General features: G+C 46.9%; 12 protein-coding genes. 5 read left to right on the top strand and 7 right to left on the bottom strand.

All coding sequences use genetic code 11. The annotated features are described in order from the left end of the window. Window positions 1-126 precede the first annotated feature (126 nt). The 5 genes from NFR98_RS12515 to NFR98_RS12495 all read left to right on the top strand — a co-directional run bounded on the left by NFR98_RS12515 (window position 127) and on the right by NFR98_RS12495 (window position 11,805). Window positions 127-3,051 carry a YhgE/Pip domain-containing protein gene (locus tag NFR98_RS12515; protein ID WP_035183783.1) on the top strand — a complete coding sequence of 975 codons (2,925 nt, stop codon included), beginning with the start codon at window positions 127-129 and terminating at the stop codon, window positions 3,049-3,051. A 561-nt stretch (window positions 3,052-3,612) separates the two neighbouring features. After that, on the top strand, window positions 3,613-5,103 hold the full coding sequence (locus NFR98_RS12510; RefSeq protein WP_035183778.1) for a TIGR02677 family protein: 1,491 nt from the start codon (window positions 3,613-3,615) through the stop codon (window positions 5,101-5,103). Next, entirely contained in the window at window positions 5,103-6,266 is a 1,164-nt protein-coding gene (locus NFR98_RS12505) for a TIGR02678 family protein (RefSeq protein WP_014097295.1), read from the top strand. Before NFR98_RS12510 ends, NFR98_RS12505 begins: the two co-directional genes overlap by 1 nt. 17 nt (window positions 6,267-6,283) lie before the next feature. Continuing rightward, on the top strand, window positions 6,284-10,378 hold the full coding sequence (locus NFR98_RS12500; RefSeq protein WP_061577211.1) for a TIGR02680 family protein: 4,095 nt from the start codon (window positions 6,284-6,286) through the stop codon (window positions 10,376-10,378). 131 nt (window positions 10,379-10,509) lie between these two features. Further along, window positions 10,510-11,805: a TIGR02679 family protein gene (locus tag NFR98_RS12495; RefSeq protein WP_017550118.1), complete on the top strand. Its 1,296-nt coding sequence runs from the start codon at window positions 10,510-10,512 to the stop codon at window positions 11,803-11,805. Window positions 11,806-12,007: 202 nt separating this feature from the next. Here the strand turns inward: NFR98_RS12495 and NFR98_RS12490 are convergent, their stop codons facing one another. The 7 genes from NFR98_RS12490 to NFR98_RS12460 all read right to left on the bottom strand — a co-directional run bounded on the left by NFR98_RS12490 (window position 12,008) and on the right by NFR98_RS12460 (window position 17,381). Continuing rightward, on the bottom strand, window positions 12,008-12,499 hold the full coding sequence (locus tag NFR98_RS12490; protein ID WP_017550117.1) for a CBO0543 family protein: 492 nt from the start codon (window positions 12,497-12,499) through the stop codon (window positions 12,008-12,010). Between the two features lie 278 nt (window positions 12,500-12,777). After that, complete coding sequence (locus tag NFR98_RS12485) at window positions 12,778-12,930, bottom strand: hypothetical protein (RefSeq protein ID WP_014097291.1); 153 nt, start codon at window positions 12,928-12,930, stop codon at window positions 12,778-12,780. A gap of 372 nt (window positions 12,931-13,302) precedes the next feature. Next, window positions 13,303-14,994 (bottom strand): methyl-accepting chemotaxis protein, encoded by a 1,692-nt coding sequence (locus tag NFR98_RS12480; protein ID WP_061086484.1) that lies wholly within the window; start codon window positions 14,992-14,994, stop codon window positions 13,303-13,305. A gap of 204 nt (window positions 14,995-15,198) precedes the next feature. Beyond that, complete coding sequence (locus NFR98_RS12475; RefSeq protein ID WP_017550116.1) at window positions 15,199-16,050, bottom strand: DUF817 domain-containing protein; 852 nt, start codon at window positions 16,048-16,050, stop codon at window positions 15,199-15,201. A 2-nt stretch (window positions 16,051-16,052) separates the two neighbouring features. Beyond that, the gene (locus NFR98_RS12470) at window positions 16,053-16,268 is read right to left on the bottom strand and encodes a helix-turn-helix domain-containing protein (RefSeq protein ID WP_014097288.1); all 216 of its coding nucleotides are present in this window, start codon (window positions 16,266-16,268) and stop codon (window positions 16,053-16,055) included. 10 nt (window positions 16,269-16,278) lie between these two features. Next, complete coding sequence (locus tag NFR98_RS12465; RefSeq protein WP_017550115.1) at window positions 16,279-16,761, bottom strand: DUF2975 domain-containing protein; 483 nt, start codon at window positions 16,759-16,761, stop codon at window positions 16,279-16,281. A 230-nt stretch (window positions 16,762-16,991) separates the two neighbouring features. After that, window positions 16,992-17,381 carry a hypothetical protein gene (locus tag NFR98_RS12460; RefSeq protein ID WP_230951698.1) on the bottom strand — a complete coding sequence of 130 codons (390 nt, stop codon included), beginning with the start codon at window positions 17,379-17,381 and terminating at the stop codon, window positions 16,992-16,994. Window positions 17,382-17,627: the final 246 nt, after the last annotated feature.

Below are 17,627 nucleotides of genomic sequence, written 5' to 3'. Positions count from 1 at the left end.
GATGCGCTGAACTACGCCATGGAAGCAGAACGCTATGACAGCATGTTTTTTCGTTTTCTTCATTATTTTTTTACCCTAAAATGACCGGATGACCAATTTAGTCATCTATTTACGGAGGCATTCAAAATGAATGGCTATACTTTATTTGGAAAAGAACTGAAACAAATTATCCGCCAACCGAAAGTCCTGATTCCGCTCATCGCCGTCATTCTGGCGCCGATCCTGTATGCCGGCATGTTTCTCTGGGCATTTAAAGATCCGTATGCCAAAATGGACCAGCTGCCGGTTGCGGTCGTCAACCAGGACGAAGGGGCGAAAATGGATGGACAGCAGCTCACACTCGGAAAAGATCTGGTTTCGAACTTAAAGAAAAGCGACGGCTTTGATTTCCATTTTGTATCGGAACAGCGGGCAATGGACGGGCTTCGCGGCCGCCAATACTATATGGTGATCAAAATTCCGGAAAACTTCTCCAAAAGCGCCACCACTTTATTGGACAAAAATCCGGAAAAACTTCAACTTCAGTACATGCCAAATGACAGCTACAACTTCCTGTCCAGCCAAATCGGCGAAACGGCCATGCTGAAAGTAAAAGAAAAAATGGCGGACGAAATTTCAAAAACATATGCGGAATCGGTTTTTCAAACGGCCGAAAAAATGGCGGGCGGCTTTAAAACCGCAAGTACCGGGGCCGCAAAACTTAACGAGGGCGCTGTTAAACTTGATAACGGCGTCACGGTGTTAAAACAAGGGACGGGGCGGTTGCTTTCCGGAGCTGCTTCATTGCAAAATGGCAGCACAAAAGTACACAACGGGGCGCTCGCAGTAAATTCAGGCGCAGCCGCTTTAAACAAAGGAATGCCCGTTCTTCAGGCAGGCATCGTAAAAGCCGGGAACGGGGCGCAAAAATTGAATGGCGGGGCAGTCCAGCTTTATGCCGGCGCAGTTTCGTTAAACAACGGGACGGCTCAAGCCAATACCGGTGCAAAAGCTTTGAAAGCAAATCTGGAAAAGCTGGCATCCGGTTCCATTACTTTTACAAAAGGCATTTCTGACGCAGCTTCAGGCGCAGAAAAGCTGGCAGCCGGCACATCCACTTTAAGCACCGGCCTGAACCAGCTTTCGACAACGGCCAGCAATTCTTTATTGTCTGGCGCTACAAAACTGCAAAAAGGCGCAGGCGATCTTGCATCGGGAAGCAGTCAGCTCACATCAAAGATGAAAAAAGCAGAAACAGCCATTCCGGCACAGCTTTTACAAGGCACATCACGGCTCAATGCAGGCGTTACGCAAATGAAAACGGAATTGCCGAGCAAAGTCGCAAAAGGCGTTTCCACCGAGCTCAATAACGGCATCGGGCAAATCAATAGCGGGCTAACATCCGCGCAATCCCAAATCAGCAGCGCAATGGCTGCCCAAATTGCCGATTCAGTGACAGAAGAACAAATTAAACAAACAGACGAACTTGTGGAAACATTGGGGAAACAAGCAAACCTGCCCGATGCGCAAATCGCACAAATGAAGAAGGCGGCTGAAAATCGTATTCAAAGCGGGAAACAAAACGTGCGGGATAAATTGCAAGCCGAAATCAACGCAGGGTTAAGCGAGCCATTTAACCAGATAAAACAAAAAGCCCAAGCTGCGATTCCTTCTGAAGATGCGATTGCTGCAAGCATTTCAAACCAAACGAATCCGGCTTTTGACCAGCTTACAGCGGGCATTTCAGAGCTGAACGCCAATATTGAAAATGACAAGGATCCTTCGAAAGAAACAGTCAAAAGCAGCTTGCACAAACTTTACGCAGGCGCCGTGGACTTAAATAACGGGATTGCGGCTTTAAATGCCGGCGAACAGACCTATACTGCCGGTTTACAGAACCAGTTTATCCCGAATTTGAAAAAAGCAAATGACGGGGCAGTCGGCCTTCAAACAGGCGCAGAAAAACTTGCAAGCGGCCTGAAACAGATCAATAGCGGGGCGGGAACCCTTGCCACAGGCGCCGGAAAGCTGGCAGACGGTTCATCAGCGCTCGCAGAAGGCACAGGCCGGCTGCAATCCGGTTCTTCACAGCTTGTAAACGGCTCTTTTGCATTGAAAAACGGGACCGGTTCTCTCGTTTCCGGCACAAACGAGCTGCAGTCTGGTTCAGCGCGGCTCACAGCAGGCGCAGAAAAACTTGCAAACGGCACCGGACAGCTCGCATCTGGAACTGGACAGCTCACATCCGGATCCGGGCAGCTTGCATCCGGCATAAAAGAGCTGAACAGCGGTTCCGGTCGTTTGTCTGACGGGACAAAACAATTAAAGAGCGGGACGGCGGAACTGAAAAACAAACTGGGTGATGCTGCCAACACAGCAAGCAAGATCCAGGCAAATAACAAAACGTACAACATGATGGCCGATCCGGTCAACCTTCATACAACGCATTACGACAGGGTGCCGAATTACGGTACCGGCTTTACGCCGTACTTCTTATCCCTTGGGCTCTTTATCGGGGCACTGATTTTGACAATCGTCTACCCGCTCGTTGAATCGGCAGGCATCCCGAAAAACGGCATCAGCTGGTTTTTCAGCAAATTGGGCGTACTCCTGATTGTCAGCATCCTGCAATCGGTCATTGCAGATGTGATCATCCTTTCGGGTGTCGGCATTCATGTAAAAAATGTGCCATTGTTTCTATTGTTCTCGGTATTAACAAGCTTTACCTTTATGGCGCTGATTCAATTTCTGGTTACGTTTTTGCAAAACCCTGGCAGATTCCTTGCCATTGTTATCTTAATCCTGCAGCTGACGAGCAGCGCGGGGACTTTTCCATTGGAAGTCATTCCGAAATTCATCCAGTGGTTTAACCCGCTGTTGCCGATGACCTACAGCGTGCGCGGATTTAAAGCGGTGGTTTCCAGCGGAGAGTTCGACGTGATGTGGCAAAACGCCGGCATCCTACTGATTTATATCGCAGCTGCCGAAATCCTCACCCTGTTGTACTTTGTCATCCGTTACCGCCGCCAGTACGGGGCGTTGCATGAACATGCCGTAGCAAAAGAAGTTTAAAGTGACGGCCGAGCTGCGGGGGCAATTTTCCTCTGGCCGGCTCGTACCAAATTGGATGCCGAGCATGACATTTCCTCTGGCCGGCTCATAACAGATTTAACAGGCTGCCCGGTGTAATGGCCGGGCAGCCTTTCTATATAAACTGAACTTAAGTTTTTCGCGTCAAAATCCATTACGATCAGGATAAACATGGATTCTTGTAACACATAAAGAAGCAGTAAAATTGAGTTCAATTTATCTATTTCAGCCCGCACCGGTTCCGGAAGCATTCTATTGATTTTTGTAGATACCGCTGGTTTTTGGGATGCGCTTCCTTTTTTGGATAAAAGTGAAGACAGCTTGCCGTTTTTCAGATTCCTTCACGTAGAGCGCGGGAACAGTACAGGCTGCCGGTAAAGATTCCGCTTTTCATTTTTGTACTTGCCCCTCCCCCCATGCTATGCACCTGGCAGCAGCCATATTTAAGTCCAGGATAAAAAACCACAAAAACATATTTTCCATGCCAAAATTCCTGCGAATCTTATACAATAGAAGTAATACAAGCAAATGTGGTGAAACGAAATGGATCAGATCATGAAGAAAGTTGTCGAAGCGAGTTATCTGACGGCGGATTCGGCCGCCCAATACCGTGTGATTTTGCGCTTCTTTTATCGACAACATGAAAGGATGCGCGACTTTATTGCACCGGAGGAAGTGCTCGAATATCTGCGTTCGCTCCCGGCCTTCCAGGATTATGCGGAAGAACAGCTGCACCAGCAGTTGGCCCAGCTTGTGAAATGGAATAATCTGGTTGCTCGCCAGGATATGACCAATGCCAAAACAATCGAAGAATATAAGAAAAAAAGATTCCGCTACCAGTGCACACCTTACACGGTAGAAATCGAGCGGATGCTGATCCAGCTTGAAAAATTGGGAGACCAGTTCCAAGGATCGCTCGAACGTTCGCAATTTGACCGCCTACTCGCCTCTTTGGAAAAACTGGAAGAGGAACTGGAACAGCCATTGAATAAACCTGCAGCCGATTACATGCATATTTGGGATGACATTTTTCACTTTTTCGGGACCATCCGGACGAATACGGCGGATTACATCGCTTATATCAACAGCGAAAAGACGTCACAACGGATGCAGACGGAAGCCTTTCTCGTATATAAAAACCAATTTACGGCTTATTTGCGTGATTTTATCGTATCGTTGCAAAAAACTTCCCTGCAAATCAGGGGAAGACTGCGTGAACTGGATGGGCAAAGATTGGCACCGTTTTTTGAAAAACTCGTGGAACACAGGCGCCAAATTCCGCGATTGGAAGATACGGCAGCTTCCGAACAAGAATGGCTGGAAGAGTTCCACGAATACTGGGGGTCTTTGCGGCGGTGGTTTCTTGGGGGCAGCTCTTCCCAAAGTGAATTGGAAATGTTGCAGATGCAAACAAATGAGATGATCCGGAGAATGGCCCGTTATGTACAACGGATCAGTGAACGCCAGCAACATTTCCGGAGCCGGAAAAAAGATTATTTGCATCTGGCCAAATGGTTTGCCGAATGCCGCAATCTTGAAGAGGCCCATCAATTGTCATCGATCGTGTTCGGGACGATGACAGTAAGGCATTTGCACCTGGAGGAAGCGACAACGGACAATCTTCATGCCGAGACATGGGAAGAACAGCCGGAGATGCGGCAAATCAAGCCGCGAACGAACCGGTACCGCGAGAAAACAAAGCCGGGCGCTTTCCGATCTAATCATGAACAGAAAGAAAAACAGCGGCTCGCCTATTTAAAAGAGCGCGAACAGGAAAAACAGCTGATTGAAAAATACATGAAAAACGGAGAGATTCGCCTTGCAGAAATTGGAACCGTAGAACCGTTTGTCCGGAAAGTGCTGCTCGGCTGGATTGGAAAATCAATGGCAGCGAAAAACCATGAGGTAAAAACGGATTACGGGATGACCGTAAGAGTTGCGATGAATCCGGATCATCTCATCACACTCGATGCAGAAGACGGGAAACTGATCATGCCGGATGTCGTATTTGAACGATCAGGAGGAGAGCGCTGATGGATCCGTTACAAATTTTTGATGAAAAAGCGGTGCAGGGAATGGACTTGTTATTCCATCATTATTGGATTTTGCGGTCCGAGCACCCGGACTGGTACCAGCTCATCCGCGAACGCGAAAAAGTGCTGCGCCGTTACATCAGCGAGAAATTTGGCCTTAGGCTGATCATCCATCAGCATTTTATCAAACTCGAAAAAATCCCGGTGGAACCGGAAAGCTGGATGGGCATCCTGCATTTTCAGGAGCCGATGGATTATGCAATTTTTTGCTGTGCGCTCTCCTTTTTGGAAGGAAAAGCGGTGGATGAACAGTTTCTCTTGTCGGAAATGTGCCAGGAAATCCAAAACAATTATCCTGTAGAAGATGAGCTGGACTGGACGCTTTATCTTCATCGGAAGTCGCTCATCCGGGCAGTCCAGGCTCTGATGGAATTCAGTCTGATTCGCACAATAGACGGCGATATTTCTAGGTTCGACACTTACGAAGACCAGGAAGTCCTATATGAAGCGACCGTTTACAGCCGCTATTTTCTAAGAAGCTTTCCGGATGATTTTACAAGTTATCCGGACTGGACCGGGCTCCTTGAAGAAGACTGGAAACAAAATCAGGAAGATGAACGGCGTAAGCGGGTGTATCGGAAATTGTTTTTCTCACCTGGCCTGCACCGGAAAGATATGCAGGACCCTGATTTTCTTTATATCCGCAATTTCCGCAACCGGCTTTTGGAGGACATTGAAGAACACAGCCATTATAAACTCCATGTTTTCAAAAACACTGCATTTTTATCTGCCGCAGAACCGCGGAGTTACCATCATGTTTACCCGAATGCAAAAGGTTCCACGGATCTGATGCTGCAGTTGTCTAAGACGCTACACGACCATCCGGAAAAATATGTCCCCAATGAAGCGGGGGAAATTTTGCTTACGGAAGGCGAGTTGGAAGCGGTGATAGACGATATGCGCACCCGCCTTGAACGCGGGTGGTCGAAACATTTTCGAGATGCCGGTACAAAAGCGGTATGTGCGGAATTGCTCGAAATGATGAAAGAATGGATGATGGCGGAAACGGATGAAGCAGCGGGACTGATCCGGATAAAACCGCTGTTGGGCGTGCTTGCAGGCGAGTATCCGGCTGATTTTGAGAAAGGGGATGAGGAACCGTGACAGAAGGAAAATGGGTGATGAACCGCGCCGGCTTGTTAAATTTTTGGTATTATGACGATGAAGTTTTTGAATTTGCAGACGGAAAGCTGTTGTTGCGCGGCACAAACGGTTCAGGGAAATCGGTGACGATGCAAAGCATTTTGCCGGTTTTGCTGGATGGGAAAAAGACGCCTGATCGGCTTGATCCATTCGGCTCAAAAGCAAGGAAAATGGAAGATTATCTGCTTGGGGAAAAAGAAGTGTCCGGCCATGACGAGCGGACCGGCTACTTGTTTCTGGAATATCGAAAGCAAGGGACAAAGCAGTATATCACAACGGGGATCGGCATGCAGGCAAAGCGGCACAAAACTTTAAAATCATGGTATTTTGTCCTGACTGACAACCGCAGGATCGGCTACAATTTTGAATTGACACACACCCGCCAATCGGAACGGATTCCGTTGTCTGCAAAAGAGCTTGAAAACCGAATCGGGTCTGGGGGGCATCTTGTCCATTCGCAGAAAGAATATATGGAACTGGTGAACAAATATATTTTTGGTTTCCAGTCGATGGAAGCTTTTGAAGATTTGATCAAGCTTTTGATTCAGCTCAGAAGCCCGAAATTGTCAAAGGATTTCAAGCCGACGGTCATCTATGAAATTCTCGAGTCTGCGTTACCACCTTTGACAGATGACGAGCTTCGCCATTTGTCCGACACGATTGAAAGCATGGACGAAACGGAGCAGCAGCTTGAACAGCTTGAAAGAGAGCACGAATCGGCAAAAAAACTGGTGCGCCAATACGATCTTTACAATCAATATATTTTGGCAGAACGCGCCCAAAAATGGCAGGAGGCCGAAAGCAGGCTGCAGGAAGCAAAGCAGGAGGCCGGTACGTTAGCAGTTCGCTGTGAATCCCTGCGCGGAGTGATTGAAAACCTGACAGAAGATCAAAAACAGAACGAACAGAAACGCGACGTTTTAAAAGCGGAACAGGAACGGCTGCAGCACCATGAGGTATGGCGCCTTGAAAAAGAAAAAGGAGAGCAACAGGCCAGGGCTGAAAAGCTAAAAAGTGAAGCAGCAGATCTGGAGAAAAAGTGGGAATTAAAGAAAAGCCAGCTTTTAAACATCCGCTTGGAACAGGACCGGTTGGAAACAGAAAACAGCAAGGATGAAGCCAGCATGCAGGAGACGCTGGATGAACTTGCACTGGATGCCGGAGAAGCGGCTTTCCCCCAGCACGAGATCAATGCCGGAGACTTTTCTCGGCATGAAGGGGAAGCTTTTGATTTTTCTGTTTGGAAACAGGAAATCAAACAGCACAGCGGACTTTTGCAAAAGTTGCAGCAACTGGCCGGAGAAGCGGAGCGGCTTCACGAGATGCATATGAAATTGCAGCGCCAGTCATCTGCCAAAAAGCAGGAAATTGACGAACTCCGTAAACAACTTGACCATTTGGAGAACTGGTTTACCGAACAAAAACAAGAACTGGAAGATGCCGTGTTTTTATGGATTGAACAGCATCCGGCCCTCCCCTTTACAGACGAACGACTCCGGCGCATTGCCGGCGCGCTGGACGGGCTCTATGAAGAAAACCGTTATGAAGCGGTCAGGGAAGAAATTGTGAAGGCGGCAAACGATTATATTTTGCAAGTGCAGAAGGAAATTTCCCGCGCGGAGCAGGCGCAAAAGGCAAAAGAACAGGAATTGGCTGAAGCCGAAGAAACACTTATGTATTGGAAAAACTTGAAACTTGCCAATCCGGAGCGCCCTCAGGATACGGAAGCTTTCCGCGCCGGTCTCGATGGAGCAGGGAAACGCTATCTCCCCTTTTATGCCGCGGTGGAATTCCAGGATCATGTGACCGAAGCCCAAAAAGCCAGAATTGAAGCGGCACTCCGGCAGACGGGAATTTTGGACAGCCTGATTACGGAAGAACCGGTTACACCTGTGCACGACCGGGTTATCCGTCCAAATCCGCACATTCTCGGCTACACACTTGCCGATTACTTAAAGCCGGATCCGGATAATGGCAGCCCGGTATCAGCCGCACGCATTGACGAAGTGTTGCGCAGCATTCCGCTTGAACCGTCGGACAGCGGCTTTCACATTGATGCGGATGGCTCTTTTTCAGTCGGCTGCCTTGTTGGCCATGCTCCGGATGAAGGACCTTCCAAATTCATCGGCAGAACATCCCGGAAACGGTACCAGCAGGAAAAAATAAAAGAAACAGAGCAAACGATTGCTGAAATCCGCCTAGCCCTTTTGCAAATCGAAAACCGCCTTTCGGAATGGGCTAGGAAAGTACAAGAAGCAGAAGATTGGAAAGCGGGCATTCCAGATGACAAAGATTTACGCGACCTTGAAGAACAGATTGAAAAAACAGCGCGCAGCCTGAAACAGGAACAGGAATTTCTGACAGAAATTGACCGCGATTGGAAACAAGTATACCAGCATTTGCAAAACATCCGGCTACAGCTGCATGAGCAAGGAGCCGGCTTGAACCTTGTCCTTCAAAGCGGTCCGCTCGATGAAGCACTAGCAGCTGCGAAAAGTTATGAAGAACATCTTCACAGCCTGGAGCTCATTTTTCAACGTTTGTTTTCCGGGCGCAAAATGCTTGCGCGTCTTGCTGCGGATATCCTTGAAAAAGAGCAGGAACTCGATGAAATTCGCGGTGAAGAGAACATCCGCCGGTCAGAATGGGAGAAAACGGTGGCAAATATTGAAGCGATTGAGCAGCAGCTGAAATTGCAGGGGATTGATGAGGTTCGCGCCCGGATTCAGGCAGTCCAACACGAATATACCAGTACGGAGGAAAAAATCAGGGAGATCTACGAAGAAAAGCCGAAAAAAGAAGCAGAACTAGAAAAATGCACCACCAATTTGTCTCTTGCCAAAACGCGTACCACGTTTTGGACAAATATGGCGGCGGAATGGGAGAAACTCGTAAAAGCAGAACTTTCCCTCGGCTTCGTGGAGAGCGAGCACACAGAACCGGAAAGCATTTTGACGGCGTTTTCTGGTGTGCTGGAAAAGTATGACCGCGCAAAATTAAATGAAAACTTGACAAAAGTTTTTTTCAACGAACAGTCAAATTTAACAGAATACCGCATGTCTGAGTTTACAAAAGAAGCGGACCCGCCGGATTGGTTCGCTGAAAAACTCGATGACTATTACGAAACGTTCAAAAAGGAATGGGAAGGCTTGCGGGGCCGCCGCCTCATCCAGATGGAATACCGCGGCCGCAGGGTGAGCCCGTATACGGTACTCGAGTCTCTTGAAAAAGAACTTTTAAACTTGCAAAGTTATTTGGATGAGCAGGACAGAAGGCTGTACGAAGATATTATCGTCAATACGGTTGGCGTCATTTTGCGGAACCGGATCCAGCGGGCAGCCAAGTGGGTAAAAGAAATGGATGCGATCATGAGAAACCGGGATAATTCGTCCGGACTTACTTTTTCGATTGCCTGGAAGGAAAAAACGGCGGAGTCCGAGGATGAGCTCGATACAAAAGATCTTGTCGCGTTGCTGCAGCGCAACAGCAAGTTTTTAAACGAGGACGATTTGAACCGGATTACGAAACATTTCCGCTCACGGATTGCGGCTGCCAAAGAACTGATTGAAATCCGCAATGAAGGGTCGACGCTCCATCAAGTTTTAAAAGAAGTGCTCGATTACCGGAAATGGTTCCAATTCGTGCTGTCATACAAACGTGCCGGCGAGCCGAAACGCGAACTGAGCAATACCGCGTTTTTCAAATTCAGTGGCGGAGAAAAGGCAATGGCCATGTACATTCCGCTCTTTACAGCAGCCTATTCGCGCTATTTGGAGGCAGGCAGTATGGCGCCGTACATCATTTCGCTGGACGAAGCGTTTGCCGGGGTAGATGAAAACAATATCCGTGACATGTTCGAAGTCGTCGAGCAGCTTGGATTCAATTACATCATGAATTCGCAGGCGCTCTGGGGTGATTATGACACCATATCCAGTCTTGCCATCTGTGACCTTGTCCGCCCGAAAAACGCCAATTATGTGACAGTGATCCGTTACCGGTGGGATGGGCATAAACGGTCGATTGTAGAGAAGCCGAAAGAATCATTGGCAGGCGCCACCCCGGATCTGCTTTGAAAAGCGTTCATCTACCCGTGCGTAGCCGGGATGCCAGAAGTCATTCCGGTCTCTTTTAATCGGCGTAAAATGGTCCCTGAAAGCGGGCAAAAAGATATCCGGTTAGGGCGTGGGAAAAGGAGTTTGAAATGATGAAGGATGCGATCGATCTGTTAAGGAAGGAACCGGGGATGCTGAAACTGTTCCACCTTTTTAAAGAAAAATACCGTTCGCTCGGCCATATTGGGGGAACAGTCAGCCTTTCCGGTTTTACGCGCACCGAACTGGAGGCGATTGCCGGGCTGGCCGGCACGTCCCCTGATTTGCTCAGAGAGAAAAACAAAATTTCGCTGCGGGCATTTGAAAAAGCGCTGGCACCGACTGTTTTCGGAAAATACACCCTTGTCGAACTGCTTGAAGCGGTTTTGAAGGAAAGAATTTTTTCCAAAGCGGAAGAGGAAGAAATTGAGAAAAAGAAAGAGGAACAATTTTTGGCACGGCTGACGGAAACGATGCCGGACGGAAATGGGTGGTGGCGCCGGATTGCCAGTAAAACGGCTGACACGCGTTTTATCTGGCATGCATACAAGCAGGACCCGGATACGTTGTCCGCACAGCTCAAAATGGTTTGGAAAGCTTTCACGATGCTTCCAGAAGAAGGGAAATACGAACGGATTCCGTTTTATTCCCAGCGTATTACCGGGAACCCGCATTTTTTTGATCAAACCCGTTTCGCGGGCAAGCTCTTTATCCACTGTTTGTTCACCGACCAATGGTTAAAAGGGCTGATCGAAGAAGTGCCGAAAACAACGGAAGAATTGAACGAACTGTACGCAAATGCTGGGCTGATGCGGGATGACTTATGGAGTTTCGTGACATGCCGCGCATTTTTGGCGGAAACCGAAAACGGCCTGCACCCGGTCTGGCGTGAAGCCGCAGCTACTGGGACGGTCATGAACGTCCCAGTGAAAGAATTATTGCAGCTAACGAATATTTGGCCACGAGCGGGAAAAAAGGTTTGGATCATTGAGAATTCCGGTGTCGCTTCGGCTGTGCTTGATGCAGTGTCCGATGCGCCTGTGATTTGCACGCATGGCCAGTTCCGCACTGCTGCCTGGATCATGCTGCAACATCTTGCAAAAAACGGCTGTACTTTTTATTATTCGGGTGATCTCGATCCGGAAGGCGTTGTCATGGCAGAGCGCCTCAGCAGCCGTTTCCCGGGGCAAACGGTATTTTGGCGGATGGATCCGGATGCATACTTTTTGACCCTGTCGGAAGAGGATATATCCACCCGGCTTTCCAAGCTGGATGCGGTTCAATCCCCTGAACTGCTTTTGGTGGCAAATGAAATGCGGTTAAAGAAAAAAGCAGGATACCAGGAAGGCCTTGCCGATTTGTTGATAGAAGATTTGAAGAAAAGATGGTTGAGTGGAAAAGAAGCATGACATTCGTCAGGTTCAGCTATATAAAATGAGTTGAGGTTTTTCCATCCACATGAATCGTTATGCAGAATGTCCCCCGCTTATCTCATGCCGATCCTCAGCCACAAACTTCACTTATAGGGTGCTCAATCAGCGGTCTTACAATCACGGGGGAAGCCCCGTAGACCCAAACAGTACAGGCTGCCGTTAAAGCTTCGGCAGCCTGTTAGGTTACAGACACCCTTTCCCTATTGATTTTCCTCACAAACGCAATGATGAGCCTGCAGATGAAAAATTTGCCCATCATACTGAAAAAAGAATGATACCATGTCCACCCTTTCCTCCAAGTGATCAAGTTCGTTTTTTTCTCAGCGATGGTTTCCATCATGACTTGCGGGAGGGAAATCAGAAGCACTTTAAAAATTTGGCTCAATGGTCTGCTGTTTAACGCCCATTGATTGTAGTAAAGCAATAGCAATGGATAATGCACGAGATCAAAGGGCAAGTGGATCTTAAATTTATCAGGAAATGGCCGGATCTTGTATTGAATAAACCCTTTCTTTACCAGATAGGTGTCAGCAAGCAAATTTCCTGCAGCACTGACAAGATAAACAATGATCCAATCCTTAAAGGAACGTTTTACGATGGCAAATGGCAGTAAAGCAATGCCGATTGCAGTGACTAATGACAATAATGTTACTTGGTGTTTTCGTTTCATTTTTTATCACTCCTGATTTTAATGAAGGCGATATAAAATGAACTTCAGTTTTTACATCAAGTCCGGGCGTTGACTGATGACTCCTTTTTCCATTAGGCAACAAAGATGCGAAATGTTGTTCATTTTATATACAGCAATCATTTGTTATTTTCTTTTCCGATGCCCTTTTCTATAAAAAGCGATGCAGCATGGGCCGCCTGATTCCCTTCCTGATTTCAAACACGGAGAAGGGTCTTTTCTGCAAAAACAGCCCCATTTTTTGAGGCTGTTTTTTGAAGCTATTTCGTGCTCTTATTTGGCGTGTTTTCGCCGGCTGTTTCGAGGCCGGTGCTCGGAGCGTGGCCGGTTTTGAAATGGTTTTGGCTTTTTCGGACCGCTTCCGGTATTTTGTATTGTTGCTCGTTTGTTTGGTTTTCTCCAGTATTTGGCATTTCCAGGCTCCTTTGCTTTCGTCTCATGCATAGGATGCCGGCTTCGAAACGTGTGTAATCAGGAAATTTTTTACAATCCCATCACGGATAACTACGGGGTGCTGAGAGCCTGCGCGGATTTTATGGCTCCAAAAATTTTTATTATGATGCCATGAAACATGTTTATCATCCTGAATTTAGGGAAAAAGAATAAAATTCGCATGTTTATACACAATTATTTCCACAGGTCTGGATAACTTTTCCCAAGTTCTTGTGGCGTTCAGACTTTTGGTGCAGCCTTTTTCGATTTTACTTAAGAAGGAGTTGCCCCTTTGCCGCAGAAAGGTTCCCGTCTTTTATCTTTTAAAGGGGTTCATGGTGCGGTCTGGCATATTATAATTTAAAATGCTGGATGCCATCTTGCAGGTCCTGAGCCAAATGTGCAAGCGCGTTAGAGAGGGACGAGATTTCTTCCATCGTTGCCAGCTGCTCCTCGGTTGCTGCACTGCTTTCCTGGTTGGCTTCAGCGGTCTTGGTGGAAATAACCGCCAGTTCTTCCAGCGTTTTTGTAATTTGGGCGCCTTGGTCATTCAATGACTCAACCGAAGCTGCCACTTCCTGCACTTTTCCCAACACATTTTCCATCGATTCAGAGATTTTGATAAACGCAGCGCCGGCATCCGAAGATTCTTTTAGCCCCGTATTGACCTGATGATGGCCTTCTTCCATCGCTTTGACTGCATGTGTCATTTCCGATTGGATATTGGAAACCATCGTCCGTATTTCATCCGCCGATTTTTTGGACTCCTCTGCCAGCTTTCTGACTTCATTTGCCACCACCGCAAATCCCTGACCATGTTCCCCGGCTCTTGCCGCTTCAATCGTTGCGTTTAAAGCCAGCAAATTCGTCTGCTCTGCAATGGACGTAATAATTCCCATAATCCGGCTGATTTCCTCAGACCTTTTCTCCAGGCTGCGGATAATGTCAGAGGCATTGGCAACTGTTTTTTCGATATGATTCATTTGGTTTTGAACATTTGAAACGGCCTTGTCCCCTTCTTTTGTCAGCGTATTTGCAATTTCAACCGCTTTTTCCATGTCTTCGCTGTTCCCGGCGATTTTGTGCAATTCCAGTGACATTTGTTCAACGGTTGCTGTTACTTGCTGGATTTGGACCATTTCGTGATCCGTCTTTTCAGCTGCCTCCTGGGTGACCTCGGCAATATGCTCAGAAACCTGGCTGCTTTGTTCGGCACTCGCTGCCAGCTCCTGGCTGCTTGCTGAAACCTGTTCAGAAGCTTCGCTGACCTGGCTGATGATATTTCTTAAATCTGAAATCATTTCATTTAATAAGCCGGCCATTTGCCCGAGCTCGTCCTTATTTTTCACATCCACTTTTTCTATATTCAAACGGCCTTCCGCAATGTTTTTTATGGCTTCGGAGACAACCCGCACCGGCCTTGAGATTGCCCGGCTCAGCAGCAGGAGCAGCCCGATTCCGATCAAAATGGAAACGGCCGAGATACTGCTGATCAGCAAAATAAGGAAATGCACGGTTTTTTCAGTCTTTTGCTTTTCAACATCCAGCACGTGGTTGATCCCTTTCACAAGCGCATCTGTTTGATTGCCCAGTTCCTTGCCTGTTTGCCGCCCGGAAGTGGATACAAGCTGCAATGCCTTTTTCTCCTGTCCATTTTGTTTATAGGCAATTTCTTCATTTAAGATTGCTGTGTACTGATTAAATAATGCTTGCTGCTCTTTTACATTGCTGATGTTTGACGGGTCGGTCAAGTGGCACAGCAATGCTTTGCTTTGGGCTTTATAGTTGTTTGTTGCCTCTTTATAGTCATCTAAATAAGCCGGTTCGCCGGTCAGCAAATACCCCCGTACTGCGGCTGACTGTTCCCTCACACTGATCTTTATATTTTTGGCGGAATCCAAGTTTTTCGTTTGAACACCGATCAGTTTGGCATACGTGCTGTCCAGCTTGTTTAACCCGATATAGGCACCGGCTGAGACAATGATCAATAGTGACAAGATAGATCCAAATACCAAAAATAATTTGCGGGAGACGGTTAATTGCATGTTCTCTTACCTCTTTTCTGCCTTTATTTTACTTTCTATTTTATATCGGCAGAAATGATGGTTTTTGGAGATGGATGTGAATCACAAATTTAACAATTTAGGTAAATGCTTAAAGATGATCCAGCTTACGTTTGTATGGTTTAAACACAGCCGGCGATCGGGGGCTAAAAAATGTCCCTGAAATCCCTTTGATTAATTTCTGCTTCAATTTCCCCAACCTTTCCCCGTCTTTTCCCCGCCTGACCTATTTCCTTTTACCTGCTTCAAGGTGGCCACGATCAAAAAGCTGACAATGACAAGCAAGAGCCAGGAGCTTACCTTGCCGAAGTGGACAGGGCTCCAGGCGTGGGCCTGATCCGGATATTGCCAGGCGCCAAAAAATGTTGCGATATTTTCAGCGATCCAGATGAAAAAGCCAATCAGTACAAAAGAGAAGGCAACCGGCATGCTGTAGCGGGTGCCGTTTACCGCATATGTAACCCGGGATTTCCAAAAAACAACGAGAACAAGTGCGGAAAGCCACCAGCGAATGTCGATCCAAAAATGATGGGTAAAGAAATTCAAGTAAATGGCAGCAGCAAGCGGAAACACGATTAAAAACGGCGGCCAGTTTACGAGCTTAATTTCAAGCCTCCGCCACGCCTGGCAAATGTAACTTGCGACGCTCGCGTACATGAATCCGCTGTATAACGGCACACCCAAAATTTTCACATACCCTTTTTCCGGATAAGACCAGGAACCCATATGAATTTTAAAAATTTCCAGTGCAAGCCCGATCAGGTGGAACAATGTAATGACCTTTAATTCGTCCACTGTTTCAAGCCGGGAATGCACCATCCACCATTGCGTGAAAAGGCAAATGATAAGCAGCCAGTCATACCGCGGCAAAAAAGGGAGCGGCACAATTTTTGTCAGCGCCAATGACGCAAAAATCACAACAGGAAACAGACAGGACAGGGCCTGCTCCCGGGCAAATAAGAGAAGTTGGACGAGCGCCCGCTTCATTCGCAGCCTTGCCGTTTTTTTCTGAACATGCTTTTGAACGGTTGCCTCCATGGTCACTCCTCCATTGTTTCCCGGTATTCCAAAATATCGCCGGGCTGGCATTCCAACGCTTTGCATATCGCGTCCAAAGTGGATAACCGGATTGCCTTTGCTTTTCCGTTTTTCAATATCGACAGATTGGCCATGGTTATGCCGACCCGCTCCGAAAGTTCCGTCACACTCATTTTCCTTTTTGCCAGCATGACATCAATATTGATGATGATCGCCATATTTTCCACCTCAGACCGTTAAATCATTTTCATTTTTTATTTCAATCGCTTCCTGCAAAAGCCTTTGCAGCACAGCGGCAAAGACGGTAATGACCGCTGATGCAAAAATAATGAAGAAACAAATGACGAGAATTCCCGGGGCATCATCTCTATCCGCCATAAGATAAAAAAGCGGACTGCCTGCCACGTATAAGAAGCCAATCGCTGCGGCACAGTATTTAATTTTTTTCAGAGCCGTTACGGAACTTGCCGAAAAAGCAGTGTTTTTGTCAATCAAACCTAAGAGTATGAAAGCCTGGTACAATGCAAAATAAAAAGGGAGTGTTGCCCCGTAGATCACAAGCAGCACGAGAAATGCCATGAACGCAAAATCCGGAACCAGGTGGGCTGCTAGTTTTCCAATCTCCGGCACCACAAAGATGCACAAAGCAAGAATTGGGATGCCAATCAAAATGACTGCCAGCCGTAAAAAGAGCGTAGATCCCCGTTTCATAAAAAAAACACCTCACTGATGAATTGTCGCTTTGATTTTAGCATAGTATTTATCGTTTTACAATAAATAGTTATTAAATATCAATGTATTTTTATCTTTTTTCAATGTATCTCCCCTTTACCTCCATTCCCGGTAAACAGCCTGCCACTTCCCCTTATTAAAAAAAGAAAGCCGGAAACCATTGGATCCGGCTTAAAAATTCCCGGCTTTAACCGGGGCGTTTCTTTTCATTACTCATCACAATGATCACATTCATCCGGAATACCCGGATCTACCGTAATGTTCTGTTCATATCTTTGATAAACATGGCGCGGAACGTTTACAACATGTTGCCTGTTTACTTGGATGATGGGATGCACATAAGTGACGTTTCTTTCAACGTAAGTGTCCTTATAAACATACTTCGGTTCGCAAAATACCGTGTTGTTGGTACGATTGGATTGATTGCCAGTGTTGTTCATATTGCCAGCGTTATTCATATTGCCAGTATTTTCGTAACGGTATTCCGGCTGTACAGCATTGTTGCTTGTGCTGGTATTGCCCGCTGTTTCCTCACCATAGTGATCGTGCATCCAAGGGACGACTGGTGTCTTTTTTCGCCGTTTTTCCAATCTGTTCACCTCCCATTCTTTTTTCAATATATTAAATGACAGAAAAGAACAGATTGAAACGGACGAGTAACCAATGGGACATAAATTCCGCCGCCAAATACCTCACTTGACATATCGGAATAAGATGATTAAGATGAAAAAGGTTAACAAAAGTCCTACGGTGTGATGTCAAGGGTTAAAAAACAAGTGAATTGGAAATTTTGTTGGCTCTATGTCGTAAAAATGGCAATACTGAACTAAGCCTCCAGATAATTG

Source organism: Weizmannia agrestimuris (genome assembly GCF_943193165.1).
GTDB classification, from domain to species: domain Bacteria; phylum Bacillota; class Bacilli; order Bacillales; family Bacillaceae_C; genus Weizmannia; species Weizmannia faecalis.
The sequence above is the reverse complement of the archived record's forward strand: the minus strand, read 5'-3'. Positions and strand labels throughout refer to the sequence as shown.